The organism is Jannaschia sp. Os4 (assembly GCF_016820245.1).
In the GTDB taxonomy this organism is placed as follows: domain Bacteria; phylum Pseudomonadota; class Alphaproteobacteria; order Rhodobacterales; family Rhodobacteraceae; genus Jannaschia.
In genome coordinates, this window is record NZ_JAFCAR010000001.1 from 763950 (window position 1) to 790643 (window position 26694).

General features: G+C 75.7%; 24 protein-coding genes and 1 tRNA gene. 11 read left to right on the forward strand and 14 right to left on the reverse strand.

Annotation, left to right across the window (positions count from 1 at the left end; translation table 11 throughout):
* Positions 1-12: 12 nt before the first annotated feature.
* Positions 13-1503: an FAD-dependent oxidoreductase gene (locus JQC91_RS03960; RefSeq protein WP_203285453.1), complete on the reverse strand. Its 1491-nt coding sequence runs from the start codon at positions 1501-1503 to the stop codon at positions 13-15.
* A 78-nt stretch (positions 1504-1581) separates the two neighbouring features.
* Here JQC91_RS03960 and JQC91_RS03965 point away from each other — a divergent pair, with 78 nt between their 5' ends.
* Complete coding sequence (locus tag JQC91_RS03965) at positions 1582-1839, forward strand: I78 family peptidase inhibitor (RefSeq protein WP_203285454.1); 258 nt, start codon at positions 1582-1584, stop codon at positions 1837-1839.
* On the opposite strand, the gene JQC91_RS03970 is transcribed toward JQC91_RS03965, so the two are convergent.
* On the reverse strand, positions 1840-2448 hold the full coding sequence (locus tag JQC91_RS03970) for an FMN-binding negative transcriptional regulator (protein ID WP_203285455.1): 609 nt from the start codon (positions 2446-2448) through the stop codon (positions 1840-1842). It lies immediately after the preceding gene.
* Between the two features lie 59 nt (positions 2449-2507).
* Between JQC91_RS03970 and JQC91_RS03975 the strand changes: the two genes are divergently transcribed.
* Entirely contained in the window at positions 2508-3440 is a 933-nt protein-coding gene (locus tag JQC91_RS03975; protein ID WP_203285456.1) for a DMT family transporter, read from the forward strand.
* A gap of 4 nt (positions 3441-3444) precedes the next feature.
* Here JQC91_RS03975 and mtaB read toward each other — a convergent pair whose 3' ends face one another.
* Together mtaB and dapF are read right to left on the reverse strand one after the other, a co-directional pair.
* Positions 3445-4689, reverse strand: a complete 1245-nt coding sequence (gene mtaB, locus JQC91_RS03980) for a tRNA (N(6)-L-threonylcarbamoyladenosine(37)-C(2))-methylthiotransferase MtaB (protein ID WP_203285457.1) — start codon at positions 4687-4689, stop codon at positions 3445-3447.
* The gene (gene dapF / locus JQC91_RS03985) at positions 4682-5473 is read right to left on the reverse strand and encodes a diaminopimelate epimerase (protein WP_203285458.1); all 792 of its coding nucleotides are present in this window, start codon (positions 5471-5473) and stop codon (positions 4682-4684) included. The genes mtaB and dapF overlap by 8 nt, the downstream gene beginning before the upstream one ends.
* 120 nt (positions 5474-5593) lie before the next feature.
* Between dapF and JQC91_RS03990 the strand changes: the two genes are divergently transcribed.
* Positions 5594-5670 (forward strand) — tRNA-Lys (locus JQC91_RS03990).
* Positions 5671-5726: 56 nt separating this feature from the next.
* Here JQC91_RS03990 and JQC91_RS03995 read toward each other — a convergent pair.
* The 8 genes from JQC91_RS03995 to JQC91_RS04030 form a co-directional block, all read right to left on the reverse strand.
* A complete protein-coding gene (locus tag JQC91_RS03995; RefSeq protein WP_203285459.1) occupies positions 5727-7226 on the reverse strand; it encodes a Stealth CR1 domain-containing protein in 1500 nt (499 codons plus the stop codon).
* Between the two features lie 145 nt (positions 7227-7371).
* The gene (locus JQC91_RS04000; RefSeq protein ID WP_203285460.1) at positions 7372-8373 is read right to left on the reverse strand and encodes an Ldh family oxidoreductase; all 1002 of its coding nucleotides are present in this window, start codon (positions 8371-8373) and stop codon (positions 7372-7374) included.
* Between the two features lie 4 nt (positions 8374-8377).
* The gene (locus JQC91_RS04005) at positions 8378-8974 is read right to left on the reverse strand and encodes a DUF3726 domain-containing protein (RefSeq protein ID WP_203285461.1); all 597 of its coding nucleotides are present in this window, start codon (positions 8972-8974) and stop codon (positions 8378-8380) included.
* Entirely contained in the window at positions 8971-10596 is a 1626-nt protein-coding gene (locus JQC91_RS04010; RefSeq protein WP_203285525.1) for a hypothetical protein, read from the reverse strand. Before JQC91_RS04010 ends, JQC91_RS04005 begins: the two co-directional genes overlap by 4 nt.
* Positions 10596-11534: a membrane dipeptidase gene (locus JQC91_RS04015; protein ID WP_203285462.1), complete on the reverse strand. Its 939-nt coding sequence runs from the start codon at positions 11532-11534 to the stop codon at positions 10596-10598. Before JQC91_RS04015 ends, JQC91_RS04010 begins: the two co-directional genes overlap by 1 nt.
* A gap of 52 nt (positions 11535-11586) precedes the next feature.
* Positions 11587-12015, reverse strand: a complete 429-nt coding sequence (locus tag JQC91_RS04020; RefSeq protein ID WP_203285463.1) for a type II 3-dehydroquinate dehydratase — start codon at positions 12013-12015, stop codon at positions 11587-11589.
* Positions 12016-12113: 98 nt separating this feature from the next.
* On the reverse strand, positions 12114-12833 hold the full coding sequence (locus JQC91_RS04025; RefSeq protein ID WP_203285464.1) for a hypothetical protein: 720 nt from the start codon (positions 12831-12833) through the stop codon (positions 12114-12116).
* Between the two features lie 32 nt (positions 12834-12865).
* A complete protein-coding gene (locus tag JQC91_RS04030; protein WP_203285465.1) occupies positions 12866-16009 on the reverse strand; it encodes a rhamnan synthesis F family protein in 3144 nt (1047 codons plus the stop codon).
* A 185-nt stretch (positions 16010-16194) separates the two neighbouring features.
* Here JQC91_RS04030 and JQC91_RS04035 point away from each other — a divergent pair, with 185 nt between their 5' ends.
* Complete coding sequence (locus JQC91_RS04035) at positions 16195-17577, forward strand: Glu/Leu/Phe/Val dehydrogenase (protein ID WP_203285466.1); 1383 nt, start codon at positions 16195-16197, stop codon at positions 17575-17577.
* 4 nt (positions 17578-17581) lie between these two features.
* Here JQC91_RS04035 and JQC91_RS04040 read toward each other — a convergent pair whose 3' ends face one another.
* On the reverse strand, positions 17582-19339 hold the full coding sequence (locus JQC91_RS04040; protein ID WP_203285467.1) for a DUF2793 domain-containing protein: 1758 nt from the start codon (positions 19337-19339) through the stop codon (positions 17582-17584).
* A gap of 239 nt (positions 19340-19578) precedes the next feature.
* On the opposite strand from JQC91_RS04040, the gene JQC91_RS04045 reads away from it, so the two are divergent.
* From JQC91_RS04045 to JQC91_RS04055, 3 genes are read left to right on the forward strand one after another with little or no spacing between them, the layout of a single operon-like run.
* The gene (locus JQC91_RS04045; RefSeq protein WP_203285468.1) at positions 19579-20283 is read left to right on the forward strand and encodes an ABC transporter permease; all 705 of its coding nucleotides are present in this window, start codon (positions 19579-19581) and stop codon (positions 20281-20283) included.
* Positions 20277-20987, forward strand: coding sequence for an ATP-binding cassette domain-containing protein (locus JQC91_RS04050; RefSeq protein WP_203285469.1), 711 nt, complete (start codon positions 20277-20279; stop codon positions 20985-20987). The genes JQC91_RS04045 and JQC91_RS04050 overlap by 7 nt, the downstream gene beginning before the upstream one ends.
* Positions 20984-21775: a substrate-binding domain-containing protein gene (locus JQC91_RS04055; RefSeq protein WP_203285470.1), complete on the forward strand. Its 792-nt coding sequence runs from the start codon at positions 20984-20986 to the stop codon at positions 21773-21775. Before JQC91_RS04050 ends, JQC91_RS04055 begins: the two co-directional genes overlap by 4 nt.
* 55 nt (positions 21776-21830) lie before the next feature.
* Here the strand turns inward: JQC91_RS04055 and katG are convergent, their stop codons facing one another.
* Positions 21831-24044, reverse strand: a complete 2214-nt coding sequence (gene katG, locus JQC91_RS04060; protein WP_203285526.1) for a catalase/peroxidase HPI — start codon at positions 24042-24044, stop codon at positions 21831-21833.
* Positions 24045-24138: 94 nt separating this feature from the next.
* On the opposite strand from katG, the gene JQC91_RS04065 reads away from it, so the two are divergent.
* Genes JQC91_RS04065 through JQC91_RS04080 form a run of 4 tightly spaced genes read left to right on the forward strand, consistent with a single transcriptional unit; the run spans position 24139 to position 26670 of the window.
* Positions 24139-25035: a hydrogen peroxide-inducible genes activator gene (locus tag JQC91_RS04065; protein WP_203285471.1), complete on the forward strand. Its 897-nt coding sequence runs from the start codon at positions 24139-24141 to the stop codon at positions 25033-25035.
* Positions 25036-25058: 23 nt separating this feature from the next.
* Positions 25059-25661 carry a glutathione S-transferase family protein gene (locus JQC91_RS04070; protein ID WP_203285472.1) on the forward strand — a complete coding sequence of 201 codons (603 nt, stop codon included), beginning with the start codon at positions 25059-25061 and terminating at the stop codon, positions 25659-25661.
* Positions 25658-26251 (forward strand): hypothetical protein, encoded by a 594-nt coding sequence (locus JQC91_RS04075; protein ID WP_203285473.1) that lies wholly within the window; start codon positions 25658-25660, stop codon positions 26249-26251. Before JQC91_RS04070 ends, JQC91_RS04075 begins: the two co-directional genes overlap by 4 nt.
* Positions 26248-26670 (forward strand): GNAT family N-acetyltransferase, encoded by a 423-nt coding sequence (locus JQC91_RS04080; protein WP_203285474.1) that lies wholly within the window; start codon positions 26248-26250, stop codon positions 26668-26670. The genes JQC91_RS04075 and JQC91_RS04080 overlap by 4 nt, the downstream gene beginning before the upstream one ends.
* Positions 26671-26694 lie beyond the last annotated feature (24 nt).

The window sequence follows — 26694 nt, forward strand, 5'->3', positions numbered from 1 at the left end:
ATCGCGGCCGCGTCAGGCCGGGAGGGGCCCGCCCGCCGCCTTCATCTCCAGATGCAGCGCCGCGAGGTCCGCGTCGCGCCCCGCGCCGAAGGCCGCCGTCACGCGCCCGCCCTCGACGTAGCGGGCCACGAACGGCCCCGACGGGTCGCCGTCGATCCGCACCTCGTCCCAGTCCCCCGCATGGCCGACGTAGCGGTACTGCCGACCCAGCGCGGTCCAGAAGAAGGGGATGTCCACCTCCGCCTCGGCCACGCCCATCACCGCGCGGGCGAAGCGGCGCCCATGCTGGCGGGCGACGCGCCAGTGCTCGATCCGGGCTGTGCCGAAGGGGGTGGGGGCCTCGGCGCAGTCGCCGCCCACATGGACCCCGTCGCGGCCGGGCACGGACAGGTCCGGGCCGACGCGGACCCCGCCGTCGTCCTGCGCGGGCAGGCCGTCGATCCCCTTCGTGGCGGGGGTCACGCCGATGGCCACGAGGGCGATGTCGGCGGGCAGGCGGTCGCCCGCCTTCGTGACGACGGCGGCCAGCGTGTTGGAGCCCTCGAAGGACGCGGCCTCGCCGACATGGACCTCGACGCCCGCCGCCTCGATCTCGGCGAGGATGGCGCCCGCGACCTCGTCCCCGAGCAGCTTGGCGAGCGGGACCGCCTCGCGGGTGAGCAGCGTGACCGCCATCCCCCGCTTGGCGAGCGAGGCCGCCGCCTCGAGCCCGATGAAGCCGCCGCCGACGACGACCGCGCGCCCGCCCCGCCCGGCGGCCTCGGCCAAGGCCTCGGCTTGGTCGGCGTTGCGCAGCACGTGGACGCCCGCGTGGTCCTCGCCGGGCACGCCCAGCGCATTGGGGCGCCCTCCGGGCGCGAGCAGAAGGTGGTCGAAGGCGCGCCGGGTTCCGTCCTCGAGGACGACGCGGCCCGCCTCGACCGACGCGATCCGCCCGTCGATCAGGACGATGGCCTGCCGGGCGAGGGCGTCCTCGTCGGTGAGGACGAGCGCGTCCGCCGCCTTGGCCCCGGTCAGCACCGCCTTCGAGAGCATGGTCCGGTCGTAGGGCGGGCCGTCGGGGGCGACCATCTCGATCGTGCCGTCGAACCCCATCCCGCGCAGCGCGTGGACCGCCTCGTCGGCGCAGGCGCCCGCGCCGCCGATCACCACGCGGCGGGCGCCGGTGGGGGTGACGGGCCGCGGGTCCGTCTCCGGCAGCGGCGCGTCGACGATGACGCGGCCCGCGCGGATGGCGACGGGATAGGAGCGGAGGCCCCCCGTGCCCGGCGGCTGGGTCTGGGTGCCGTCGAGGCGGAAGCAGGCGTGGTGGAAGGCGCAGATCAGCGTGCCGTCGCGGACCACGCCCTTCGAGAGCGGCAGCCCGAGATGGGGGCAGGCGTGGTCGAGCGCGTGGACGGTGTCGCCCTCGCGCACGAGGACGAGGTCGGTGTCGCCCGCCTTGGCGTGGGTGGGGGTGGTCTCGGACAGGGCGGCGAGGGCGGCGACGTCGTACTCGGGCATGCAGGTCTCCCAGGGTCGGCTCGGACCCGGGGAAGGGTAGGGTTGCGGCGCGGCGGGTCGAGGCGGCAGGATGCGGGGATGCGCCTGCCGACGCCCCTCCTCCTCGCCATGCCGCTCGCCGCGGTCGCCGCCTGCGCGCCGAAGGCGGACGATCCCTGCGGGGCGGTCGCCTACGCCGGCCTGGTCGGCTCGCCCTTGGCCGCGGTCACGCTGCCCGCCGGGCTCAACGACCGCGTGGTCGGTCCGGACACGGCGGTGACCATGGACCTCGACCCCACCCGCCTGAACATCGAGGTGGACGCGTCCGGCACGATCACGGGCCTGTCCTGCGGCTGATCAGCCGTCGCGCATGAGCTTGGCCATGGCCATCGTCTCGTGCCCGATCGGCCCGGTCTCGACGCCGTAGGCGGCCTTGAGCCGGGCCGTCTCGGGCTTGTTCTGGCTCGTCTTGAAGGTCGCGTCGACGGCATCGACCTCGAGGCGGAAGGGCAGGATCTGCCGCATCATCCGCGCTAGGACGTCCGGGTCCATCTTGGCCGTGGTCCAAGGCCGCTTCGGCAGAAGGCGGACCTCGTAGGCTGCCGACTGGCGGTCCAGCATGTCGTGCATCGCGTCCTCGGGCAGCGGGCGCAGCGTGCCGCGCAGGTGGACGGCGGCGTAGTTCCATGTCGGCACCTGGTCGGGCACCTCGTACCAGTCGGGCGAGATATAGGCGTCCGGCCCCATCACCGCGACGACGGCCGCCGTCTCGCCCAGCCGCGCGATGGGGTTGGAGCGGACGAGGTGGAGGTCCGCGCTCGCCCCGTCCTCCGCCAGCAGGAGGGGCACGTGCGACAGCAGCGGCCCGCCCTCGGCGTTCACGGCGAGCGTGCCGAAGCCTCGGTCGCGGACCAGCGCGAGCGCACGGTCGCGCGTCTCGGCGCGGAAGGCGGGGTTGGGATGCATAGGCGGGTCTCCGGTCCGGAAGGGTTGTGCCGCAGCGGCGCGCGGGCGCAAGGGGACGCATGGCCACGTTGACCGCCCAGTCCGAGCGGACCCGCCCCGACCGCCTGCGCTCGGGGATCGCGCTCCGCGTGGCGGGCGCGGCGACGGCGGCGGGGATCGGCATCTGCGTGCACGGCGCCGCGCAGGCGGGGGCGACCACGGGGCAGGTCGTCGTCCTGCGCTCGGTGCTCTCGATCCCGGTGCTCCTGCTCTACGCCGCGCTGGTCGCCCCGGTGGCGGACTGGCTGCCCCGGCAGGCGTCGCGCCACCTGCTGCGGGGCGTGCTGGGCGGGACGGTGATGGTCCTGAACTTCTATGCGCTGGGGGTGCTGCCCGTGGCCCACGCGCAGGCCTTGGCCTACCTCGCGCCGGTGCTCTCGGTGCCCGTGGCGGTGGTCCTCTTGGGCGAGCGGCTGTCGCTGCGCGCGGCGCTCGCCGTGTCGGTGGGCTGCGCGGGGATGGTGGCGATGCTCTACACCTCCGTCGCGCGCGAGGGCTGGGGCTGGACCGAGGCGTCGGGCATGCTCGCGGGCATCGCGGGGGCGGCGCTGATGGCGGTCCTGCGCTCGCTCATCCGGTCGATGACCGCGACCGAGACGACGATCTCCATCGCGCTGTCCTTCGCGGTGATCGCGGGCGCGGTGGGGGGCCTCCTGTCGCTCTGGACCGGCTGGGCGCCGATGAGCGGGGCGATCTGGGCATGGATGGCCGCCGCCGGGGTGATCGGGGCGGCGACGCACATCCTCGCCACCGAGGCGTCGGCCCGCGCCCCCGTCTCGACGCTGGCCCCGTTCGACTACGCGGGGCTGGTCTTCGCCGTGATCCTCGACGCGCTGATCTTCGCGCACCTGCCGGGGCTCTGGGGCTGGATCGGCATCGCGCTGATCGTGGCGGCGGGGATGATGACCCTGCCGCGCGGACGCCCCGAGGGGAGCTGGCTGCGCCTGAAGTGAGGGGTCAGGCCGCGCGGAGCGCGCCGTCCGCGACCGCGTCGATGGCCGCGGGGACGACCGCGCCCTCCGCCCGATCCGATCCGAACCGCACCGGCGCGAACTGCTCCGTCCGGCCCATCCGGGGCGACTCCATCAGGACCCGGTGCGTCCGCCCGACCTGCCCCGCCAGATGCGCGGCCTCCGCCGCTGCCCCCGCTGCCCGCAACTCCGCCGCCCGCGCCTTGATCGCGCGCCCGTCCACGGCGGGCATCCGCGCCGCCGGCGTGCCGGGCCGGGGCGAGTAGGGGAACACGTGCAGCCACGTCAGGCCGCACGCCTCCACCAGCGACAGGTTCGCCGCGTGGTGGTCCTCCGTCTCCGTCGGGAAGCCCGCGATCAGGTCCGCCCCGAACGTCATGTCGGGCCGCAGCCGCCGCGCCTCGGCGCAGAACCGCACCGCGTCGGCCCGCGAATGCCGCCGCTTCATCCGCTTGAGGATCAGGTCGTGCCCGTGCTGCAGCGACAGGTGCAGGTGCGGCATCAGCCGCCCCTCCTCCGCGATCAGCCGCATCAGCGCGTCGTCCACCTCGATCGAGTCGATCGAGGAGATCCGCAGCCGCGCCACCTCCGTCAGCTTCAGGATCCGCGCGCAGAGATCGCCCAGCCGCGGCGCCCCCGGCAGGTCCGCCCCCCACGAGGTCAGGTCCACCCCCGTCAGGACGACCTCTTGGAACCCCCGGTCCACCAGCCGCGCGACCTGCTCCACCACGACGCCCGCCGGAACCGAACGGCTGTTCCCCCGCCCGAACGGGATGATGCAGAAGGTGCAGCGGTGGTCGCAGCCGTTCTGCACCTGCACGTAGGCGCGGGAGCGCGTGCCGAACCCGTCGATCAGATGGCTCGCCGTCTCGGTCACGGACATGATGTCGTCGACCACCACCGGCTCGCTGTCCCCGGTGCCCAAGGCTGACCACGTCGCGGGGCGCATCTTGTCGGCGTTGCCCAGCACCACGTCCACCTCGTCCATCGCGGCGAAGGCGTCGGGGTCCGTCTGCGCGGCGCAGCCCGTCACGACGATGCGCCGCCCCGGATGGTCCCGCCGCAGCCGCCGGATGTCGCGGCGCGCCTTGGCCACCGCCTCGGAGGTGACGGCGCAGGTGTTCACGATCACCGCGTCCACGCCCGCCTCGCGGGCCATCGCCTCCATCGCGTGGGCCTCGTAGGCGTTCAGGCGGCAGCCGTGGTTCGACAGGATCGGCATCTCACCCATGCCACACCCCGTCGAACACGTGCGCCGTGGGGCCGGTCATCCACACCCCGTCCTCGCGCCAGTCGATGTCGAGCCGCCCGCCGTCCAGATCGACCCGCACGGCCCGCCCCGTCAGGCCCCGCCGCGCGGCGGCCACCGCCGTTGCGCAGGTGGACGAGCCCGAGGCCAGCGTCACGCCCACGCCCCGCTCCCACACCCGCATCCGAAGGCGGTCGGGGCCGGTCACGCTCGCGAACTGCACGTTGGTGCGCGCGGGGAAGAGGGGATGCACCTCCATCTCCGCGCCCCGCGCGGGCAGGTCCACCGCCTCGGCGTCCTCCACGAAGAAGGTGCAGTGCGGGTTGCCCATCCCCGTCGCCGCCGGGTCGCCTTCGATCGGCAGGTGGAGGGTGCAGACGTCCCGCGCCAAGGGGATGGCCCGCCAGTCGAGGATCGGGTCGCCCATGTTCACCGCCACCGCGTCCCCGCGGGCCTCGGCGCGCAGCAGCCCCCGCTCCGTCCGGAGGGTCATCGCGTCCACGCCCCGCCGCGCCATCTCGGAGGCGGCCACGCAGCGGGTGGCGTTGCCGCAGGCCCCGGCGGTGGACCCGTCGGAGTTGTAGAAGGTCAACGCGACGTCCGCCTCGCCGTCGTCCGAGATCCACGCGAGCTGGTCGAAGCCCACGCCGCGGTGCCGGTCGCCCATCGCGCGGGCGAGCGCGGCGTCGACCGCATGGCCGGCGCGCCCGTCGATCACGACGAAGTCGTTGCCGAGGCCGTGCATCTTGGAGAAGGGCGTGGACATGAGGCGGACCCCATAATGCGCGCGGCGCGGTCGCGCCAGAGGGGCGCGGGGAGCGCCCCGCCGCCGCGTCCGGTCCATCGGCGGTTGACGGGTCCGGACGCCGCATATAGGCGCGTCGCCGGGCCGATAGCTCAGTTGGTTAGAGCAACTGACTTTTAATCAGTAGGTCCCGGGTTCGAGTCCCGGTCGGCTCACCACCCTCCCCCGTCGCATCCGCCGGACGCGCGGGGGAGCGTCGCTCCGCTCCGCGCCGTCACAGATCGAGCTTCTTGCGCCCCGCGACCACGTAGCGCCGCCGCACGTGCGACTGCGGTCGGGGCAGGGGCTCCACCGACCCGTCCTCCGCCGGAAGCACCCGCCGCACGAGGGCGAGCAGCTCGCGCTTGACCATGTCGGAGCCGTGGGTCGGCTCGGAGTCGTTGACGCAGAACATCTGCGGCCGCTCCCAGTCGTCGCGCAGCAGGGCCGCCGTCGCCTCCCGCAGCGGGGCGTGGGCGGTGTCGTAGTAGCCGTAGCGCAGGTCGCCGGGGACGGCGGCGCCGACGATCTCGGCGTAGTGCAGGTAGAGGGCGCCGGCGATCGAATGGTCCCCCGGCGAGCGGAACCGGTTGCCCTGCGTCGCCGCCCACGCCTCCGGCAGGTCCCGCTCCATCCGCTCCATGACGGACCGGGCGATGCCGTAGGCGGCGTGCTTGAACTTGCGGAACGCGAAGCGGCCGAACCTGTCGCGCAGCAGCCGACGGTTGTTCAGGCCCGCGAGGCTCGACGCGATCCCCTCCGCGGAGGCGGCCTCGTGCGGCAGCGAGGCCGCCGTCGACCGGAACTGCTTCGTGCGCCCCATCTCGTCGAAGAAGTCCGACGGCCCCATCGCGCAGCCGAACAGGAAGTCGTCGTTGAGGTAGAGGTAGTGCTCCCCGAGGCCCGGAACCCGGTGGAGATGCGCCTCGATCGCATGTGAGTTGAAGGTCGGCAGGTCCGCCGGATCGGGGAAGATCTCGGCGTGGTCCACGATGCGGACCCGCGCGCGCAGGTCGTCGGGCAGCGCCGGAACCTGGCGGTCCGTGACGACGAAGATCGAGCCGAGCCCGACGAGGTAGCGGACGGTCGAGCGCAGCGAGAGGATCAGCTCGTCCTGCGACTCGAACCGGGTGGAGAGGGTCGCGTCGCCGGACAGGGCCGTCGTGGTGCCGCCTTCCGCCTCGGCCTTGCGGGCGCGCCACGCCGGGTCGGAGCCGTCCACCCACGTGTAGACGACGTCGATCCTCCGCGGGACGGCGGCCTCCGCCCGCAGCGCGCGCGCGTTACCCAGCTCCGGCAGGCGGCGCCCGAGGAACGCCGTTTCCTCCAGGCCGCGGAGGTAGCCGTCATGCGCGACGCTCTCGACCCCCGCGCGGGCCGCGCGCCACAGCCCCGTCGTGGGATCGTGCGCGCAGAACTCGACCTCCACCCCCGATCCCGCCCCGTGGATCACGACCCCGTCGTGGACGTGCTTCCGGTAGGCCACCGCGCTCGCGGCGGACGCGCCGCGGGGGTCGAGATGACGGCGGTGGTGCCCCTTCAGCCCGAACAGGCGAACGTCGCGGGCGTTGAGGTCGGCGAGGATCGTCCGGCGCTGCGCGGGCGTGCCGCAGATCCAGAGGGTCGGGCGCGGCGACAGGACCGTGTCGGCGAGGAAGGCCCGCGCCCCGGCCGCCTCCGCCGCGTCCACGAGGGCTTGGAGGACAGGGGCCTGGACGTCCCGAACGGTCAGCATCGGTGTCTCCGGGTTGGCGTGGACGGCGCGCCCCGCGTCCCGGCCGCGGGCGGACGGCCGGTTCGGGGCGACGGCCGCCTAGCATGCGCGCGGGCGGCGTGCACCCGCCTCCGCCGCGACCCCGAAGGATACGCGGACTCGCACCCTAGCCCGCCAGCGCCGCCTCGATCCGGTCCAGCGTCGCCTGCGGCACGTCCACCCCCTCGGCCTCGGCCCGTGCACGCGCCGCCGCGCGCCCGTCGCCGGGCAGGCGCGCGCCGGGCTGGGCGCGGATGCCGTCGGTCAGCGCCGCCATCCGCGCCGCGAAGACGTCGCCCGAGGCCGCCGCCGGGTCGATGGCGACGAAGGCCTGCCCGGTGCGCGGCGGCCCGCCCGCCGTGCCGCTGAACGGCGCCGCGTCGGTGCCGAGCAGCGCGCCCGACAGCGCGGCGGCGAATGTCTCCACGATCAGGGCCAGCCCCACGCCCTTGTAGCCCCCCGACGGCGCCATGCTGCCCTTGAGCCCGGCCGCCGCGTCCGTGGTCGGGCGCCCGTCGGCGTCCAGCGCCCAGCCCTCCGGGATCGGGCGGCCCTCGCGGGCGCGGGTCATGACCTCGGACTTGGCGATCGCGCTCGCCGACTGGTCGAGCACCAGCGCGGGCCCGTCCGCCCCCGGCGCGGCCATGGCGATGGGGTTGGTGCCGACAGCCGGCGCCGCGCCGCCCGACGGCGCGATGGAGGCGGGGGCGTTGGTGAAACCGAGCGCAAGCAGGCCCGCGCGGGCGAGGCGCTCGACATGCAGGCCGAGGACCCCGCAGTTGTAGCTCTCCCGCACCGTCAGCAGCGCGATGCCCTGCGCGCGGGCCAGCGGGATCAGCTGCGCGAACCCCGCGTCGATGGCGGCGTGGGCGAAGCCCCGCCCCGCGTCCACCGCCACCGCGCCGGGCTTGGGCCGCGTCACCACCGGGGTGGCGGTGCCGATCACCTTGCCGCAGCCGAGGTGCTGCACGTAGGTCGGCAGGTAGGCGAGGCCGTGGCTCGCGACGCCGATGGCCTCCGTGGCGGCGACGGACCGCGCCAAGGGGTCCGCCTGCGCGGGGTCCGCGCCCGCCCGGATCAGGGCGTCGCGGGCGAGGGTCTCGATCTCGGCGAGGGTCATCGTCGGCATGGGATCACTCCAGTGGGTCGTCGTCGGCGCCGGCGCCCCGGCGCGAGGCCGCGGTGGCGGGGGCGTGGGTCAGGGCCGCGAGCGCGGCGAGCGCGTCCCACGCGGCGGGCCGGGCGCGGGCGGCCGCGGGCCGGGCCGGGCCGCATCCCCCGGGCGCGAGCGCGGCGTCCGCCTCGTCCGCGTCGTCCCCCGCGAGGGACAGGGCATCGCCGTCGGTCGCGGCGGTCGCGCCGGCCCAAGTCAGCGTCAAGGTCAGGCCCGTCGCCGCGGCCGCGTCGGCCACGAAGGGGAGCAGGAGCAGCGGATGCCGCAGCCCCCGAAGCGACAGGCGCGGCGCCCGGAGGGGCGCGAAGTCGGCGAGCGCCAGCCCCGCGCGCAGCGGGTCGAGCGGGCCGTCCCATGCGGGCGCGCGCGGGTCGGTCGGGCGCCCGGCGGGCGGTCCGGACAGCAGCGCCGCCAGCGACGGCGTCGGGTCCACCCCCCGCGCGGCGAGCCACCGCGCGCCCCGCGCCGCCTCCGCCGCGGTGCCCCAGTCGCGCCCCGCGCCCCGGACGGCCGCCCGCACCAACGCCTGCAGCTCGCCCAAGGACCGGTCGGTCACGGATAGACCCACGCGTCCGCGTCCCCCGCCGCGATCTCGTCCGGGTAGGGCGCCCCCGCGTAGAGGCAGATGCGCAGCCAGCGGTCCGAGCGCGGGTCGAACCGGGTCGCGCCGAAGAACGAGAGCTTGGCGCGCAGCAGGTCGATGGGCCGCATCCCGCCGGCGAGCGTGTTGTCCCGGATCTCGGCATAGGCGTGCGCGGCGGCCACCTGCGCGCGGAGGAGCGCGGCGCGCAGGTCGGGGCGGGCCAGCGCCACCTCGGCCACCGGGGCGCAGTCCGCGAACCCGTCGAGCGCGGCGCGCAGCGCGGCCGCGTCGCGCTGGGGCCCGAGCGGCTGCTCCCACGCCTCCAGCGGCTCGTCGGCCCGCTCGGCGAGGCGCGGCTCGGCCTTCTCGGCGGAGACGTACCACAGGCGCGCGGTCTCCGCCGGGTCGGACCAGTCGGCCCGCAGCGCGGCCCCGTGCACCGCCTCGACGGCGGCGCGCATGGCGGCCACGGTCATCGTCCCGTCCAGCCGCGCGGGCGCCGCCACGTCGGCCATGCCGGGGCCGAGGTCGTCGACGAGGTCGCCATAGGGTTCCAGCACGAGGGCGGCCAAGGCCTCCTGCGCCTCCAGCCCCAGCGCCCCGGCCCGCTCGAGCAGGGCCGCCCACGGGAACGGCCCGTCCGTGCCCCACCCGGCGGCGGCGGCGAGGTCGGCGCGCAGGCCGGCGACGGCCGCGGCCAGCACCGGGTCCGCCACGCGCCAGCCCTCCGCGTTGCGGCGCGCCGAGGCGAGGCGCGCGGCGAAGACGTCCCGCGCCTCCGGCGTCGCCCGCTCCACCGCGCGGACCCGCGCGAGCGCCGTCTCGCGGGCGGCGATCCAGCGGTGGATCAGGCGCGGGTGGTTCATCAGGAAGGGCGCCATCCCGAGGCCGGTGGAGTTGCCGATCCCGAGCCCCCGCGCGAGGTCCGGGTCCAGCGGCACCGCCCCCGGCGACCGCGCCCGCGCCATGTGCTCCACGAGGTCCCGCACGAAGGTCCGGATCAGCCAGACGGTCAGCATCTCCGCTTGGAACGGCGCGGCCATCTCGGGGCGGTCGTCGTAAGCGGCGCGGTCGGCGGCGCCGAACTTCCCCGACCCGTACACGGCGGTCGTGCGCATGAGGTAGCCCACCTCCGCCAGCCGGTCCGCGTCGGGCTGCGCCCCCGCCGCCAGCCGCCCGACCACGTGGTCCCAGAGGCGGGCGGAGCGGTTGGCGCGGCTCAGGCACAGCTCCCGCGCGGTCACGCGCCCCGCCTCCTGCTTGGGCACGTCGCCGGACAGGCGCGCCACGTCCCGTGCCGTCGCCACCCCGTCCACCAGCGCGAAGGTCGCGTCCCACGCCTCGGCGATGACGCGGTCCGAGCGGGACGCGGGCGGCAGGTCGTGGGCGAAGGCCACGAGGGAGTAGGCGCGCCGCGGGGTGCGGACGACGTAGACCGCGTGGCCCACGCCCGCGCCGTCCACGGCCCAAGCGGTGCGCTCGGTCGTCCAGCCCTCGGCCTGCATCCGCCGGGTCAGCTGCCGCATGAAGGACAGCCGCGTCTGGTGCGACGCGCCCATGCGGTCGAGCCGCATGACCGTGCCGGGCGCGCGCATCACGCCAGCCGCTCCCAGAACCGCATCCAATTGGCGCCCATCACGCCCTCCACCTGCTCCGCCGTCAGGCCCGCCTCCAGCAGGCCCGCCTCGATCCCGTCCCAGTCGCGGTTGTCGCGGAACCACGCGGGCTGCGGCGGGAAGGTCGCTTCGCCGCGCTCGCGGGTCCACCGCCCCTCGCGCATCCAGCGCACCACCGCGTCGGGCTGACCTTGGCACAGGTCCGAGCCGATGCCGAACATGTCCCCGAAGCGGCGGACCTGCGCCGCCACCATCCCGCAGAACGCGGCGCGCGTGGTCTCCGGCCCGTCCCGGAGATGGTGGGGGTAGAGCGAGAAGCCCAGCATCCCGCCGGTCCGCGCCAGCCGCTCGATCACCGCGTCGGACACGTTGCGCCCGGTGTCGCGCCACGCCCTCGGGTTGGCATGGGTGACCGCGACGGGGCGCTCGGCGGCGTCGATGGCCTCCAGCGCGGTCCGTTCGCCCGCATGGGAGAGGTCCACCACGATCCCGTGCCGCTGCATCCCGGCCACCGCCTCCCGGCCCATCCGCGTCAGCCCGCCGTCCACCGGCTCCTGCCACCCGGCGCCGAGGAGGGACTGCACGTTGTAGGTCGGCTGCACGAAGCGCACGCCCAGGTCGGCCCAGACGCGGATCATCCCGAGATCGGCCTCGAGGGGCGACGGGTTCTGGAATCCCAGCACCACCGCCGTCCGTCCCGTCGCGCGGGCGCGGCGCACGTCCTCCGGCCCCCGCGCGTGCACGATCAGGTCGGCGTGGTCCTCGAACCGCCGATGCCAGTCCGCGAGGTTGGCCAGCGTGTCGCGCACGCCCTCGTGGTAGGCGATCGTCGCGTGCACGGCGTCGAGCCGCCCCGCGCGCATCTGCTCGAAGACCTCGCGCGACCACGCGCAGTATTGGAGGGCGTCAAAGCGCATGGGGCCGGTGTGCCGGGGCCGGGACGGTGCGGCAAGGGGGCGCCGCCGCGCATCAGCCCGCCAGCTGCACGATCCGCCGCGTGGCGGCGGCGTAGCCCTCGACCCCCAGCCCCGCGATCACCCCGTCCGCCCGCAGCGAGACGTAGGAGCGGTGCCGGAAGGTCTCGCGCCGGTGGATGTTGGTGACGTGCACCTCCATCACCGGCCCCTCGAAGGCGTTCAGCGCGTCGAGCAGCGCGATGGACGTGTGCGAGTAGGCCCCGGGGTTGACCACGATCCCCGCGCAGGCCCCGCGCGCGGCGTGCACCGCGTCGATCAGCGCGCCCTCGTGGTTGGACTGCACCTCGCGCACCTCCCAGCCCGGCGCGGCCTCGCGGCAGAGGCGCGCCACGTCCTCCAAGGTGTCCGCCCCGTAGAGATGCGGCTCCCGCTGCCCGAGCAGGTTCAGGTTGGGGCCGTTGAGCAGGAGGAGGGTGGGCATGGCGCGGCTCCGGAAGGGTCGCGCGGCAGCTAGGACGCCCGCCCCCCGCCGCGCAAGCCGCGCCCCCGCGCCGCGCGCCCCGGCGTGGCGCGCCCGCGTCAGGCCGCGCCGCCGCGCCCCACGATCGCCGCGTGCGCCACGCGGTCGATCAGGATGCGCCGGGACAGCGCGAGCCGGACCAGCGGCTCCGACAGGTCGACCGCCCGCCCCGCCGCCGCCGCGTTCTCGCGCGGGGCCGCGGGCGGCGGGGGCAGGCCGAGGTCGCGCGCCACCGCGCCCAGCCCCGCGCCCAGCGCCTCCGCGCGCAGCACCCGGTCGAAGCCCGCGGCCCGCTCCGCCGCCGCCCGCGCGTGGCGCAGGGTGAGCGGCACCGCCCCGTCCTCCGCCGACAGGTAGCGCGCCTGCATGTTGTCGAGCATCCGCAGCCCCCACGGCGGCAGGTGCGCCATCAGCTCGTCCAAGGCCTCGGGGTCGCGCAGGTCCGTCGCGCCGATCCGGTCCACAAGCCCCCGCAGCGGCGCGCCCAAGGCGGCGCGCTCCGCCGCCCGCGCCGCCGTGGCGTAGCCGTCGAGCCAGCGCAGGTGCGACGCGACCTGCTCCAGCGGGGTCCGCATCGCGGTGAAGGCGTAGCCGCCGGGGCGCGCGGCCGCGAGGGCCAAGGCCTCGCGCGCGTAGACGTGCCCCGACACGAAGGCCTTGGTCCGCGCCAGCTCCATCCGCCGGGCGGGGGGGAACCGCTCGACGTGGAAGGCGCAGGCGTCGGCGCCGAGCGCGGCGACCATCCACGCGTTCACGGACGACCCCGCGGTCTTGGCCATGTGCATGAACACGACCGGCCCCCGCGCCGCGCTCATGCCGGCAGCCCCAGATGGGGGCGCAGGTCCGCCGCCAAGGCGGCGGCCACCTCCCCGAGGTTGCCCCTCCCGTCGAAGAACCAGTCCGCCCGCGCCCGCCCGGCCCAGCCGCCCGCCGGGTCGGCCTCCCACGCGGCGCGCATCCGCGTCATCGCGGCGGCGGCGGCCTCGAGGTCGAGGACCGGCAGGCCCACGAGGTTCGGGTGCAGCCGCTCGGGGTGGCGCCCCTCCACGGCGGAGGTCAGCACCCGCACGCCCGCCTGCGCCATCTCCAAGGGCGGGTAGGAGGGATGCGGCGCGATCATCAGCGAGACCCCGAGCGCGGCGCGGGACGCGAGCGCCCCGTAGGCCCCGAGCGGGAGCCGCCCGGCCGTCTCGATCCCCCCGCCGCAGCGCAGCGCGCCCTCGGGCAGGTCCTCCCCGGCGGCGACGAAGCGCCAGCCGCGCCACCCGCCCGGATCCGTCCGCCGCAGGTGCGCGACCAGCATGTCGAGGAACGGCAGGCAGTTCCGCGCGGCGTGCGCGCGCGCGTAGAGCAGGACGATCCGCTCCTTCGGGGTGCCGGGGACGATGGCCCCGGCCACCTCCGCCGGGATCGGCGGGGCGAGGACGTGGCCCGCGCCGCAGGGCCAGAGGCCGCGCGCGCGGAACGCCTCGGCCAAGGGCGGGGCGTTGAACACCGGCAGGACGCCGGGGGCGTGGTAGGTCGCCCGCGCCAGCTCCGAGCGGGTGCCCGCCGCGTCGAACCCCGGCTCCCAGTCCTGGATCAGGTAGGGATGGGGGCGCACCGCGCCGCCATGCAGGTCGGCCCGCGCCCGGCCCAAGGCGGCGGCGTGGTGCGCCGTCCACCACGCGGTCGCCACGAATGCCTCGTCGCGGCGCACCAGCACGGGGCGCGCGCCCCGGTCGTGCGCCGCCTCCACCGTGTCGCCCGGCCCGTCCGGCGCCCACGGCCCGGCCAGCGACGCCCCCTCGGGCGGGTCGTAGCCCGGGCCGGGGGCCGCGTCCGTGGCCAGCCAGCGGGCATCGACCTCCGGCCCGAGCGCCGCGCGCAGCGCGCCGAACAGGTCGAGCGCGGTGGCGATCCCGGCCCAGCCCTGCGCCCGGTCCACCGTGGGGATCAGGAGGGTGACGCGGGGCCGCGCCTCCGACGAGGGCCGGGCGAGGAACCCGGCCAGTTCGGGAACGTGGTCCGCCGCGACGCCGCGGTCCCGCGCGGCGGGCCAGAACCGGTTGCCCGGCGCGGGGCCTCCGTCGTCCGCGCAGGCCCCCGCCGCGCTTTCCGCGACGGGCCGCGCCGCGTGCCACGCGAAGCCCGCCGCCTCGACCACCCGCAGCAGGATGCGCTCGATCGCATGGGCGAGGGTGCCGTCCGTCTGCCCGGCCTCGGGCTCGAACCCCTCGAGCGGCAGCGCGAGGTCCAGCAGGGGGGCCAGCGCCGCCGACCGCGCCCAGAACATCGAGCCCGCGGGGAAGTCGAGCGCCTCCGCCCCGTCCGTGCCGACCAGCGACTCGCCCATCATCCCCAGCAGCGCGGCGGCGGCGGCCCGGTTGCCGCCCCATTGCAGCAGCGGACGGGTCGAGGGGTGGTGGTCGGGCACCACCGCCCCCACGCCGGGCCGCGCGAGGAGGTCCAGCACCCCCGCGACGTAGCCGGGCGAGGCGAGGACGCCGCGCAGCAGGTGCCGCCGCCACAGGTCCAGCCCGCCCGGATGGTGCAGCGAGCGCTTGGTGTGGACGTGGAGCACGACCTCCACCTCGCGCAGGCGGTCGGCGTAGCCCACCAGCATGGGGCCGAGGTCGCGGCCCCGGTTCGGCAGCACGCGCACCTCCCACGGGTGGGGGACGCCCCGGCGCAGCCGCGCCTCGATCAGCGCGGCCTTGGCGGCGGTGTCCGTCGACACGAACAGCCGGCACGGGGGCGGGACGTGGGCGAGGTGGCCGAGCAGTTCCTCCAGCAGGTCGGGGTGGAAGACGTGGACGAAGGCGCCCACCGTGGCGGGCCGCGCGGGCGCGTCCCGCTCGAGGGGCAGGTCCGTGACCGCGCGGATCGCGGGCAGCGGGACGGGGCGCCGGTCGGGCGCGGCGGGCGGGCGCGGCGAGAGCCGCCCCTCCGCCCCGCCGGCGGCCAGCGCGGCCAAGGGGTCGGGCGCGTCGGTCTGCGCCGCGAGGTGGGCCATGTCGACCAGCGGGTGCACGGCCCGCCGCTCCGCCGCGCCCCAGCCCACGTGGTGGAGCAGCGGGTCCATCCCCGCCGCCGCCACGTCCGGGGCATGGGCGCGGTAGTGCGCCCGGTCGAAGAGCGGATGCGGGTCCGCCGCGCCCGCCGCCCCGGCCTCGAGGTAGGCGATCAGCGCGGTCGCCGCGCGCCCCACGGGCACGGGCGCCTCGGGCGGCGGGGGGAGGTCGCCGCGCCGCGCCGCGTAGTGCGCCGGGTCGAACAGCGGGTGCGGCGAGGCCCCGTCGGAGGCGAGGAAGGCCAGCACCCCCGCGACCCCGTCCGCGCCCACCTGCGGGGCGAGCCATGCCGGGTCCAGCAGCGGGTGCGGCGCCTCCCCCGCCTCGGCCCCGCGGGCGAGCCAGCGCCCGAACGGGTCGCGCCCCCCGGCCCCGGCGGGCCGGTCGAAGAGCGGGTTCGGCCCCGCCTCCCGCCAGCCCCCGCACAGGAAGTGCGTCGCCGGGTCCATCGTCCCCGCGAGCGCCCCCATCGCGCGCGGCGCGTACCACGCCGGCCAGAACAGCGGATGCGGCGCGGCCCCCGCGCGCCACCCCTCGGTCAGGTAGTCCACCAGCGCGGGCCGCCCGCCGAGGTCCCGTGTGCCGCCGTACCACCGCGCGTCGAGCATCGGGTGCGGATCGACCGGGTCCGTCCCCGCCCGCGCGAGGTAGTCCTCCAGCAGCGTGCCCTCCCGCTCCGCCGCCTCGGGCACCCGCGCGAGGTAGTGCGCCGGGTCGAACAGCGCGACGGGCGACAGCCCCGCGCGGTCCCCCTCGGCGCGGTAGTGCGACAGCGCGTCGATCCGCGGCCCGATCCCCGCCACGCGGCGGTAGTGCCCCTCGTCGAACACGGCGCGCAGGGCGCCCCCCGCGCGGGTGGCGGCGCGCATCGCGGCGCGGGCGTTGAGGGCGAAGGTCTGCATCGGCGGGCTCCGGTCCGGGATTCGCCCCGGCCTAGCGCCCGCACGATGAACGGAAGGTGAAACGTCGAATGCGAGGCATCCCGCGCGATCACTTCCCTGAAACGACCCGCCCCGCCCCGCACGCGCCGGTTGGACCGCGCCCGCAGCCGTGCCACGCCGGTCCCACGCAACCGGAGCCCGCGCCCATGTCCTTCCTGTCCGACACCGACACCCTCTTCGACCGCGCCGTCGCGGGCCTCGGGCTGTCCGACGGCCTCGCCGAGAAGATCCGCGTCGCCAACGCCACCTACGTGACCCGCTTCGGCGTCCGCATCGACGGCGAGATGCACACCTTCACGGGCTGGCGCTCCGTCCACTCCACCCACGAGATGCCCGCCAAGGGCGGCATCCGCTACGCGCCCTACGCCGACCAGGACGAGGTGGAGGCGCTCGCCGCCCTGATGACGTGGAAATGCGCGCTCGTCGGGGTGCCCTACGGCGGCTCCAAGGGCGCGCTGCGGATCGACCCCAAGGCGTGGACCGAGGACCAGCTCGAGAAGATCACCCGCCGCTTCGCCCAAGAGCTGATGCGCCACCGCTTCCTCGACCCGGCCACCAACGTGCCCGCCCCGGACGTCGGCACCAACGCCCAGACGATGATGTGGATCGCCGACGAGTATCAGCACCACAACACCGGCGACATCGACGCGCGCGCCTGCGTCACCGGCAAGCCCGTGGCGGGCGGCGGCATCGAGGGCCGCGAGGAGGCGACGGGACGCGGCGTCCAGTTCGCCATCCACGCCTTCTTCGACAGCGACCGCGACCGCCGCACCGCCTTCGACGACCCCAAGCTCGCGGGGAAGGCCGTCGTGGTGCAGGGCCTCGGCAACGTCGGCTCCCACGCCGCGCGCTTCCTGTCCGAGGAGGACGGCTGCCGCGTCGTCGCGGTGATCGAGCACGACGGAACGATCGCGAACGACGACGGGCTCGACGTCGACGCCCTCGTCGCCCACCGCGCCGCCACCGGCTCGGTCCTCGGCTTCCCCGGCGGCCGGAGCCGTCCGGGCGCCGCCGACCTCACCATGGACTGCGACATCCTGATCCCGGCGGCGGTCGAGGGCGTGATCGACGCCGACGTGGCCCGCAACCTGCGCGCCCGCCTCGTGGTCGAGGCCGCCAACGGCCCCGCCACCGCCGAGGCCGCGCTCATCCTCGACGAGCGCGGCATCCCCGTGATCCCCGACCTCTACGCCAACGCGGGCGGCGTGATCGTCAGCTACTTCGAGTGGGTCAAGAACATCCGCCACCTGCCCTTCGGCCTGATGGAGCGCCGCCAGCAGCAGAAGGCCCACGGCGCGCTCGCCAACCGGCTCGCGGCGGCCCTCGGCGGGCCTGCCATCGGGGCGGACGCCATCCTCGAGGGCCCGTCGGAGATCGACTTCGTCCGCTCCGGCCTCGAGGACATCATGCGCCGCACCTTCGCCGCCGTCTCCGACGAGGCCGCCCGCGAGGGCTGCGCCCTGCGGACGGCGGCCTACCGCCTCGCCATCGGGCGGGTGGCCGACGCTTACCGCGCCATCGGCCTGTGACCCCTCAGAGCGGCTCCAGCGTCGCGGACGGCACGCCCAGCGCCACCGTGCCCGCGTCGAAGTCGCTCACCGGCACCTTGACGTCGACGCTCCCGTCCGCCGCCGCCCGCAGCGCCGCGCCCTGCACCGGCGTCAGGGACAGGCCCGCGAAGCGGACCGCGTGGTCCGCCCCCGTGTCGGGGTAGCCGTCCGCGCCGCCCTCGGCGTTGCTGTAGTTCGGCATGATCAGCAGGCGGACCGAGGCGGTGCCCGGCGGGAAGTTGTGGTTCTCGTTCCCGCCCGAGCGGTCGGTCCCGCCGATCACCCCCGCCGCGCGGAACCAGCGCCCCACCTCCGGCAGCGGCACGCCCGAGACCGCCGTGTACTTGTAGGAGCGGCCCGACGAGGAGTTCGCCACCGGCGTGCCCGCCGGCCACGTCCCCGCCGGGTGGTCCGGGTTGCCCAGCGCGGCGGGGACGGGCCCGCGCAGCGAGATCGTCCCCGTCGCCTTGTCCACGCCCCCGAGGTCGAACAGGTCCGTCGCCACGTGGCGGCTGTAGTCCCGCTGCAGGGCGCCGCCCGCCGAGCGGTAGCCGAACACGATCACCCCGCGCCGGGCGGCGGAGGCGTTGGACTCGTTCCACCCCGACGCGTCCGCGACCCGGATCTCCGTGTCGCCCGGCGTCATCGGCGACGCGAGCACCGTGAGGCTGTCCTGCCCGCCGTGGCGGTAGCGCGCGTGGTTCGGCGCGGTGATCCGCAACCCGTCGATGTCGTAGCACACCAGCCCGACGTAGTGCCGGTGCGACGCGCCGTCGGCATGGGCGCTCCAGTCGCCGTCGACGCGGTCCTGATGGAGCGCCGCCGACAGGGCGTAGGCCCGCGACGGGTCCAGCGCGATCGCCTCCTCCGACTCCAGCGTGCCGGGGAAGTGGCCGCGATGCACGAACGCCCCCGGAAGGCCCGGCGCCTCGGTCGCGTCGAAGGTCAGGCCCGGGAAGTTGTAGGCGTTGCCCAGCAGGCCGGTCCCGTTGGTCACCATGTCCGTGCCCCGCGCCAAGGCGTAGGCCGTCGTCGTCAGCGGCGCGTCGGCCCCGAACGCCGCGGGGGCCGCGCCGGCCACGCCGTTGGGGAAGCGCACCGCGCCCGTCGCCGGGTCCGCGACCAGCGCCTCGCGCCACGCCGCGCCGTCCGCGCTGACCTTCACCGCGAACCCGTCCGTCCCGGCGGTGCCCATCTCGGCCCGGCCCGACCATCCGGTCTGGAACAGCAGCGAGGCCGTGTCCCCCTCCGCCGCCTTGTTCAGCTTCAGCTGCGTCCCCGCCCCCGCATGGGTCAGCAGCACCGCCTCCGAGGCGACGGCCAGCCGGTTCACGTCGTCCGCGTCGGCGCCCACGCCGATCCGCTCGACGCGGTCGCCCGCGCCGCCGGCGGCGGTCCACGCCGCCCCGTCCCAGACCCGCAGCGTCCCGGCCGAGGCGTCCCACGCCACCCAGCCCGGGGCGGGCGCCTCGAACCGCCACCAGCCGCCCGCGCCGACGCCCTCGCGCAGCGCCAGCTCGCCCGCATGCCCCTCGAAGCCGCCGCTCGGCGCGTCGCCCACGATCCAGCGCTCCGTGTCGGCGGGATCGGCGGGCGGCGCGTCCGCGACGCCCTCGACCCCGATCTGCACCAGCTCGTCCAAGCGCCGGATCGCCTCGTTGTGGGTGACGTGCTTCTGCGCCTGCGCCTCTTGGATGTAGGGCAGGGCGAGACGCGCGGACTGCTGGGCGTGGATCGACATGTGGGGGCCTCCGGGTCGGGTCGGGACTTGATCGACCGGGGACGCTCGTCCCGAGCAGTTAACGGTTCCCTAACGCCGCGCCGGGGACGGGGCGGGATCGCCGGGAATGTCGGGGCGGCGGGCGGCGCGGTCGGATTTCGCCCTTGCGGCCCGGCCCGGATCGGCGAGGGTGCGGATCGCCCCGACCCCGACCGGACCCCGCTCCCGATCCATGCCGCACCGCAGCAAGACCTTGATCCGTGGGTGATTTCCTCGCCGGCCTGGCCGAGGCGGGCCGCCTCGTGGCGACGCTCGACCCCGACCTCGTGGAGATCACGCTCCGCTCCCTCCGGGTCACGCTGACGGCCGTGGCGATCGGCTGCGCGCTCGGCCTCCCCCTCGGCGCGTGGCTCGCGGTGCGCCGGTTCCGCTTCCGCCGCGCCGTGATCGCCGCGCTCAACGCCCTGATCGGGCTGCCCCCCGTCGTGGTCGGCCTCGCCGTCTACCTCCTGCTGTCGCGCGACGGCCCCCTCGGCGTGCTCGGCCTCCTCTTCACCCCGACGGCGATGATCGTCGCGCAGGTCGTCATCGTCACGCCCCTCGTCGCCTCCATCGCGCACCAAGCCATGCGCGACCTCTGGGCCGACTACCACGACCTGCTGATCTCCTTGAACGCGACGCGGTCCCAGCGGGTCGCCACCCTCCTCTGGGACGGCCGCCGCGCCCTGCTGACCGCCGGCCTCGCGGGCTTCGGCCGCGCCATCGGAGAGGTCGGCGCCATCATGATCGTCGGCGGCAACATCGACGGCGCCACCCGCGTCCTGACCACCGCCATCGCGTTGGAGACCGGCCGCGGCGACTTCGCCCTCGCCCTCGGGCTGGGCCTGATCCTCGTCGCCCTCTCCCTGGTCGTCTCCGGCACCACCCATTGGATCCTGCGCACGGAGCGCGCCGGCCGATGGTGAGCGTCCTCCCCCTCCGCCTCCGAGGCGCCACCCTCCACCGCAGGGGCGCCCTCCGCGTCGGCCCCGTCGACCTCACGCTGGCGGCGGGCGGCGCCACCGCCGTCATCGGACCCAACGGAGCGGGCAAGACCTCGCTCCTGCGCATGATGCACGGCCTCGAGCGCGCCGCCGGCACCCTCGAATGGGCCGTCCCCGAACCGCAGGCCCGCCTCGCCCAAGCCCACGTCGCCCAGCGCGCCACCGCGCTGCGGCGCTCCGTGCAAGCGAATCTCGCCTACCCCCTCCGCCTGCGCGGCGCCCCCCGCGCCGAGGCCCGCCGCAGGGCCACGGCCCAAGCCGCCCGCTTCGGCCTCGCGCACCTGCTCGACCAGCCCGCCCCGTCGCTCTCCGGCGGCGAGATGCAGCGGCTCGCCTTGGCCCGCGCGCTGATCCTCGAGCCCGAGATCCTCTTCGCCGACGAGCCCTGCGCCGCCCTCGACGGGGCCGCGACCCGCGAGGTGGAGGCCCACCTCCGCGAGACGGTCGAGGGCGGCACCACCCTCGTCCTCGCCACCCACGACATGGGCCAGGCGCGCCGCCTCGCCGACCGGGTCGTGTTCCTCCTGCGCGGCCGCGTCCACGAGGCCGGCCCGGCGGCGGCGTTCTTCGCGGGCCCCGCCACGCCCGAGGCCCGCGCCTTCCTGCGAGGGGATATCGTCGAATGATCCGCCTCCTGCTCCTGCTCCTGCTCCTCCTCGCGCCGCCCGCGCGGGCCGAGACGCTCCGCCTCGCGGTGACGACCTCGTTCGACAACTCCGGCCTCGCCGACCACCTCCGCCCCCTGATCCGCGCGGACACGGGGCTGGACCTGCAGCTCCTCGTGGTGGGAACCGGCCAAGCCCTCCGCCTCGCCCGCGCGGGCGACGTGGACGCGGCGCTGGTCCATGCGCCGGACGCGGAACGGGCCTTCGTGGCGGAGGGGCACGCGACGCGTCGCACGCCGGTCATGTCGAACGACTTCCTGATCGTGGGCCCCGCGGACGATCCCGCGGGGGCCGCGGACGCCCCGACCGCCTCCGGCGCGCTCCGGGCGATCGCGACGGCCCGCGCCCCGTTCGTCAGCCGGGGCGACGACAGCGGGACGCACAAGGCGGAGATGCGGCTCTGGGCGGCGGCGGGCCTCGCGCCCGAGGGCGCGTGGTACCGCGCCACCGGGTCCGGCATGGGGGCCGCACTCAACACGGCGCGCGCGATGGGGGCCTACGTGCTGACGGACCGGGGGTCGTGGCTGGCCTTCGGGAACAGGGACGGGATGGCCGTCCTGTCGGAGGGCGACCCGCTGCTGCACAACCAGTACAGTTTCCTACCTGTGAACCCCGAGCGGCACCCCCACGTCGCGGCGGAGGTGGCGGCGCGGCTGGAGGCGTGGCTCGTCTCGGCGCGGGGCCAAGCGGCCATCGACGCCTACGAGGTCGGCGGCGAGGCGCCCTTCACCGCGAACGCGCGCCCCTGAACGCGAAGGGGGCCGCACCGGAACCCGGTGCGGCCCCCCTCTCGACGGATCCGGTCTAGGTCCGGAGCTCGAACCGGTCCGCCATCATCACCTTGTCCCACGCGGCCACGAAGTCGCGCACGAACTTCTCCGCCGCATCGTCCGCCGCATAGACCTCGGCCAGCGCGCGCAACTCCGAGTTGGAGCCGAAGGCGAGGTCCACGCGGGTCGCGGTCCACATCCGCTCGCCGGTGTCGCGGTCGTTGCCCTCGAACACGCCCTTCTCGTCCGTCTCCTTCCACGCGGTCCGCATGTCGAGCAGGTTGCGGAAGAAGTCGGCCGAGAGCGCGCCCTTGCGGTCGGTGAACACGCCGTGCTCCGAGCCGTGGGCGTTGGCGCCCATGACCCGCAGGCCCGCCACCAGCACCGCCATCTGCGGGGCCGTCAGGTCCAGCAGGTGCGCGCGGTCCACCAGCAGGCGCTCGGTCGGCACGGTGAACTCGGTCGACAGATAGTTGCGGAACCCGTCGGCCAGCGGCTCCAGCGGCTCGAAGGAGGCGGCGTCGGTCATCTCCTCCGTCGCGTCCGTCCGGCCCGGCACGAAGGGCACGGTCACGTCGTGGCCGCCCGCCTTGGCCGCCGCTTCGACGCCCGCCGCACCGCCGAGGACGATGAGGTCCGCGAGGCTGATCTTGGCGCCGCCACGCGCGTCGAAGTCGGACTTGATGCCCTCCAGCACGCCCAGCACGCGGGCCAGCTCGGCGGGCTCGTTCACCTCCCAGTCGCGCTGCGGCGACAGGCGGACGCGCGCGCCGTTGGCCCCGCCCCGCTTGTCCGAGTTGCGGAACGTCGAGGCCGAGGCCCACGCCGTCTTGACGAGGTCCTGCACCGACAGCTTCTCGGTCAGCTCCGCCTTGAGCGCGGCGACGTCCGCGTCGCCCACCAGCGGGTGATCGACCGCCGGGACCGGATCCTGCCAGATCAGGTCCTCGTCGGGCACGTCCTTGCCGAGGTAGCGGACCTTCGGCCCCATGTCGCGGTGGGTCAGCTTGAACCACGCGCGGGCGAAGGCGTCGTGGAACGCCTCGGGGTCCTTGTGGAACCGCTCGGAGATGGCGCGGTACTGCGGATCGACCTTCATCGCCATGTCGGCGGTGGTCATCATCGGCGGGCTGGCCTTGCCGTCCGGGTGCGCGGGCGGCACCAGCTCCTGCGCGGCGGGGTCGGTCGGGTGCCACTGCCACGCGCCGGCGGGCGACTTCCGCAGCTCCCACTCGTAGCCCAGCAGGTTGTCGAAGTAGCCGTTGTCCCACTTGGTCGGGTTCACGGTCCACGCGCCCTCGATCCCGGAGGTGATCGTGTGCGCGCCGTGGCCCAGCCCGTGCTTGGACTTCCAGCCGAGGCCCTGCTCGACGATGTCCGCGCCCTCCGGCTCGGTCCCGACGAGTCCGGCGTCACCGGCACCGTGGCACTTGCCGAAGGTGTGGCCGCCCGCGGCCAGCGCGACGGTCTCCTCGTCGTTCATGGCCATGCGCCCGAACGTCTCGCGGATGTCGTGCGCCGAGGCCTGCGGGTCCGGGCGCCCGTCCGGGCCCTCCGGGTTCACGTAGATCAGGCCCATCTGCACGGCGGCCAGCGGGTTCGCCAGTTCGCGGTCGCCCGAGTAGCGCGAGCCGGGCGCATTGCTGTCGGCCAGCCACTCCGCCTCGGTGCCCCAGTAGATGTCGGACTCGGGCTGGTAGATGTCCTCGCGGCCGCCGCCGAAGCCGAACGACTTGAAGCCCATGCTGTCCAGCGCGACGTTCCCCGTCAGCACCAGCAGGTCGGCCCACGACAGCTTGGCCCCGTACTTCTGCTTGATCGGCCAGAGCAGGCGCCGCGCCTTGTCGAGGTTGGCGTTGTCCGGCCACGAGTTGAGCGGCGCGAAGCGCTGCGCCCCCGAGGACGAGCCCCCGCGCCCGTCCGCCGTGCGGTAGGTGCCCGCCGCGTGCCACGCCATGCGGATGAAGAAGGGCCCGTAGTGGCCCCAGTCGGCCGGCCACCACGGCTGGCTGTCGGTCATCAGCGCGTGCAGGTCGGCCTTCACCGCGTCGAGGTCCAGCGTCTTGAACGCCTCGCGGTAGTCGAAGTCGTCGCCCATGGGGTCGGGCGAGCGGCCGTGCTGGCTGAGGATGTTGGTGTTCAGCGCCTCGGGCCACCAGTCCTTGTTCTGGCGACCGGGCTGGCCGACATGGCCGATCGTGTGCGCGACCGGGCACTTGCCGCCGGCGGGGGCGTCGCTGCCGTCCATCATGTGATCTCTCCCTGGTTTCTGCCCCCGCCTCTACGGCAGCAGGGCAATAAGCGGAAGTTGCGTCTCCTGATTGTCGCGATAACCTGCCGCTATGAGCGAGATCACCCTCCGGCAACTGCGCTACTTCGAGGCGCTGATGGCCCAGCGGCACTTCGGGCGCGCGGCGGCGGTCTGCGCGGTGTCGCAGCCCGCGCTCTCCATGCGGATCAAGGAACTGGAGGAGACGCTGGGCGGCCCCCTGTTCGAGCGCGGCCCCCGCGCGGTGCGGCCCACCACCTTGGGGGAGGCGGTCGCCGCGCGGGTCGGCCCCCTGCTGCGCGGCGTGGAGGAGCTGTCGGACCTCGGCCGGGCGAGCGCGGACCGCTTGGCCGGGCGGCTGGCGCTCGGGGTGATCCCGACCATCGCGCCCTACCTGCTGCCCGCGCTCGTCGCCGGCCTGCGCCTCTCCCACCCCGACCTCGCGCTGGTGGTGCGCGAGACGCGGACCGCCACGCTGCTGGAGGAGGTGGCGGACGGGCGGCTCGACGCTGCGATCCTCGCGCTGCCGGTGGACGCGCCGGGGCTTGTGGCCGTGCCCTTGGCGGAGGAGCCGTTCCTGCTGGTCCGCCCCGCTGCCGAGGCGGACGATCCGGTGCCCGATCCCGGTGCGCTGTCGGACCGGCTGCTGCTCTTGGAGGAAGGGCACTGCTTCCGCGACCAGGCCCTCGCCATCTGCGGAATGCGCGCCGCGCCCGGCGGGCTCGACGGCGCGTCGCTCGGGACGCTGGTGCAGATGGTGGGGGCGGGGCTGGGCGTCACGCTGATCCCCGCGATGGCGCGCGAGGTGGAGGGCCGATGGGACGGGCTGGACCTCGCTCCCCTGCCCGGCGCGCCGCCGGGGCGGACGGTGGGGATGGTCTGGCGGCGGACCACGCCGCTGGAGGCGCGCCTGCGCGAGGTGGCCGAGGCGGTCCGCGCCGCGTTGCCCTCCGCCGCCCCTCCCCCCTAGGGTGCGCGCCGAAGGAGACCCCCATGCAGCTCTACTCGTCCCCCGCCTCGCCCTTCGCCCGGAAATGCCGGGCCGTGATCCTCGAGCATCGCATCGCGGACGTGGAGATCCGCGACGTCTCCGCCTCGCCCATGGGCGGGGAGGCGGCGCTGAACGCGGCCAACCCGACGGGGAAGATCCCCGTCCTCGTCCGCGAGGACGGCCCCGCCGTCTACGACAGCCGGGTCATCACGCGCTTCCTCGACGCCCACGCAGGCGGCGGCCTCTACCCGGAGGGGCGCATCTGGGACGTGCTGACGCTGGAGGCCAACGCCGACGCGATCATGGAGGCGGCCGTCGGCATGACCTACGAGCAGCGGTTCCGCGGCGAGAAGGGCCTCGTCTGGGACGAGTGGCTCGACAAGCAGTGGGCCAAGGTCGCGCGCTCGCTCGACGTGCTGGAGGCGCGGGGGATGCCGCTGCTGCGGGGGCCGCTGAACATGGGCGCGCTCGGGATGGCCTGCGCGCTGGGCTACCTCGACCTGCGCCACGACGCGCGGGGCTGGCGCGACGGACGCCCGCAGCTTTCCGCGTGGGAGGCGGATATGCGCGAACGCCAGTGCCTCGCCGAGACGGCACCGGCATGAGCCTGCTGGCAGGGGCGCGGACGGGCTTCGCGCTGGCCTGCGCGGGGCTCGCCGCGCTGATCGGGGTGATGGCGGTCGTGCCCGGCGGGCGCGCGGCGGCGGGGGCCATCGCGGGGATCGGCGTGTCGGAGCCGGGGCCGGCGATCCGGCTCGCGGCGGCCTGCGACGTGCTGCTGCCGATCGGCTACGCGAGCGGCTTCGTCCTGCTCGCCGCCGGGTTGGCGCGGGGCCCGCGCGGCTGGGTCGCGGCGGGGATCGTCGGCGTGCTCACGACGGTGGGCCTCACGCTCGACCTGATGGAGAACGCCGCCGCGCTGGCGGGGGACGCCTCGGGGCTGACGCCCGCCAAGTACGGCACCCTCGGCGCGGCGGCCTTCGTTCTGTCGACCCTCCTCGGCGACGGACGGGCCGCGCGGCTCACGCGTCCCACGGCCCAGATCGCCGCGCCGGTCCTGCTGGCCGCGACCATCGCGCTGCCGCCGGACCTGTCGGAGCCGTGGCTCACGGTGCCAGTGCTGCTCGCCCTCTTCGCGCTGCTAACCCTCGTGGCGCACGAGTCGCTCTCCGACGAGCGGGCGCGCCGCGCATGACCGTCGAGATCACCCGCAGCGACGACCCCACCGAGGCGCGACGCCTGCGCTGGACCGTGTTCGTCGAGGAGCAGGGCATCCCCGTCGAGGCCGAGATGGACGGCACCGATCCGGGATGTACGCATTGGGTGCTGCGCGAGGACGGGGCGCCCGTGGCCACGCTGCGCACCAAGGTGATCGACGATTCCACGCTGAAGATCGGGCGGGTGGCGACCTTGGCGGAGGCGCGGGGGCGGGGCCATGCGCGGCGGCTGATGGAGGCGGCGCTGGCCGAGGCGCGCGCGGCGGGCCTCGCGCGGGGCTACCTCTCGGCGCAGGAGGAGGTCGTCGGCTGGTACGAGGCCTTCGGCTTCGTCGCGGAGGGCGGCCCCTACGACGACGGCGGCATCCCGCACCGCGACATGTGGGCCGACCTCTAGGGGTCCGCCCCCTCCCTCCGCGGC

Coding starts and splice junctions, on each gene's coding strand:
- JQC91_RS04075 (WP_203285473.1), top strand. CDS start 25,658: ATGAGCCTGCTGGCAGGGGCGCGGACGGGCTTCGCGCTGGCCTGCGCG.
- JQC91_RS04020 (WP_203285463.1), bottom strand. CDS start 12,015: ATGCCCACCCTCCTCCTGCTCAACGGCCCCAACCTGAACCTGCTCGGG.
- JQC91_RS03975 (WP_203285456.1), top strand. CDS start 2,508: ATGGCCACGTTGACCGCCCAGTCCGAGCGGACCCGCCCCGACCGCCTG.
- JQC91_RS04035 (WP_203285466.1), top strand. CDS start 16,195: ATGTCCTTCCTGTCCGACACCGACACCCTCTTCGACCGCGCCGTCGCG.
- JQC91_RS04000 (WP_203285460.1), bottom strand. CDS start 8,373: ATGCCGACGATGACCCTCGCCGAGATCGAGACCCTCGCCCGCGACGCC.
- JQC91_RS04065 (WP_203285471.1), top strand. CDS start 24,139: ATGAGCGAGATCACCCTCCGGCAACTGCGCTACTTCGAGGCGCTGATG.
- JQC91_RS03970 (WP_203285455.1), bottom strand. CDS start 2,448: ATGCATCCCAACCCCGCCTTCCGCGCCGAGACGCGCGACCGTGCGCTC.
- JQC91_RS04055 (WP_203285470.1), top strand. CDS start 20,984: ATGATCCGCCTCCTGCTCCTGCTCCTGCTCCTCCTCGCGCCGCCCGCG.
- JQC91_RS04010 (WP_203285525.1), bottom strand. CDS start 10,596: ATGCGCGCGCCCGGCACGGTCATGCGGCTCGACCGCATGGGCGCGTCG.
- dapF (WP_203285458.1), bottom strand. CDS start 5,473: ATGTCCACGCCCTTCTCCAAGATGCACGGCCTCGGCAACGACTTCGTC.
- JQC91_RS04050 (WP_203285469.1), top strand. CDS start 20,277: ATGGTGAGCGTCCTCCCCCTCCGCCTCCGAGGCGCCACCCTCCACCGC.
- JQC91_RS03965 (WP_203285454.1), top strand. CDS start 1,582: ATGCGCCTGCCGACGCCCCTCCTCCTCGCCATGCCGCTCGCCGCGGTC.
- JQC91_RS03995 (WP_203285459.1), bottom strand. CDS start 7,226: ATGCTGACCGTTCGGGACGTCCAGGCCCCTGTCCTCCAAGCCCTCGTG.
- JQC91_RS04025 (WP_203285464.1), bottom strand. CDS start 12,833: ATGGCCAAGACCGCGGGGTCGTCCGTGAACGCGTGGATGGTCGCCGCG.
- JQC91_RS04040 (WP_203285467.1), bottom strand. CDS start 19,339: ATGTCGATCCACGCCCAGCAGTCCGCGCGTCTCGCCCTGCCCTACATC.
- JQC91_RS04015 (WP_203285462.1), bottom strand. CDS start 11,534: ATGCGCTTTGACGCCCTCCAATACTGCGCGTGGTCGCGCGAGGTCTTC.
- katG (WP_203285526.1), bottom strand. CDS start 24,044: ATGGACGGCAGCGACGCCCCCGCCGGCGGCAAGTGCCCGGTCGCGCAC.
- mtaB (WP_203285457.1), bottom strand. CDS start 4,689: ATGGGTGAGATGCCGATCCTGTCGAACCACGGCTGCCGCCTGAACGCC.
- JQC91_RS04030 (WP_203285465.1), bottom strand. CDS start 16,009: ATGCAGACCTTCGCCCTCAACGCCCGCGCCGCGATGCGCGCCGCCACC.
- JQC91_RS04070 (WP_203285472.1), top strand. CDS start 25,059: ATGCAGCTCTACTCGTCCCCCGCCTCGCCCTTCGCCCGGAAATGCCGG.
- JQC91_RS03960 (WP_203285453.1), bottom strand. CDS start 1,503: ATGCCCGAGTACGACGTCGCCGCCCTCGCCGCCCTGTCCGAGACCACC.
- JQC91_RS04080 (WP_203285474.1), top strand. CDS start 26,248: ATGACCGTCGAGATCACCCGCAGCGACGACCCCACCGAGGCGCGACGC.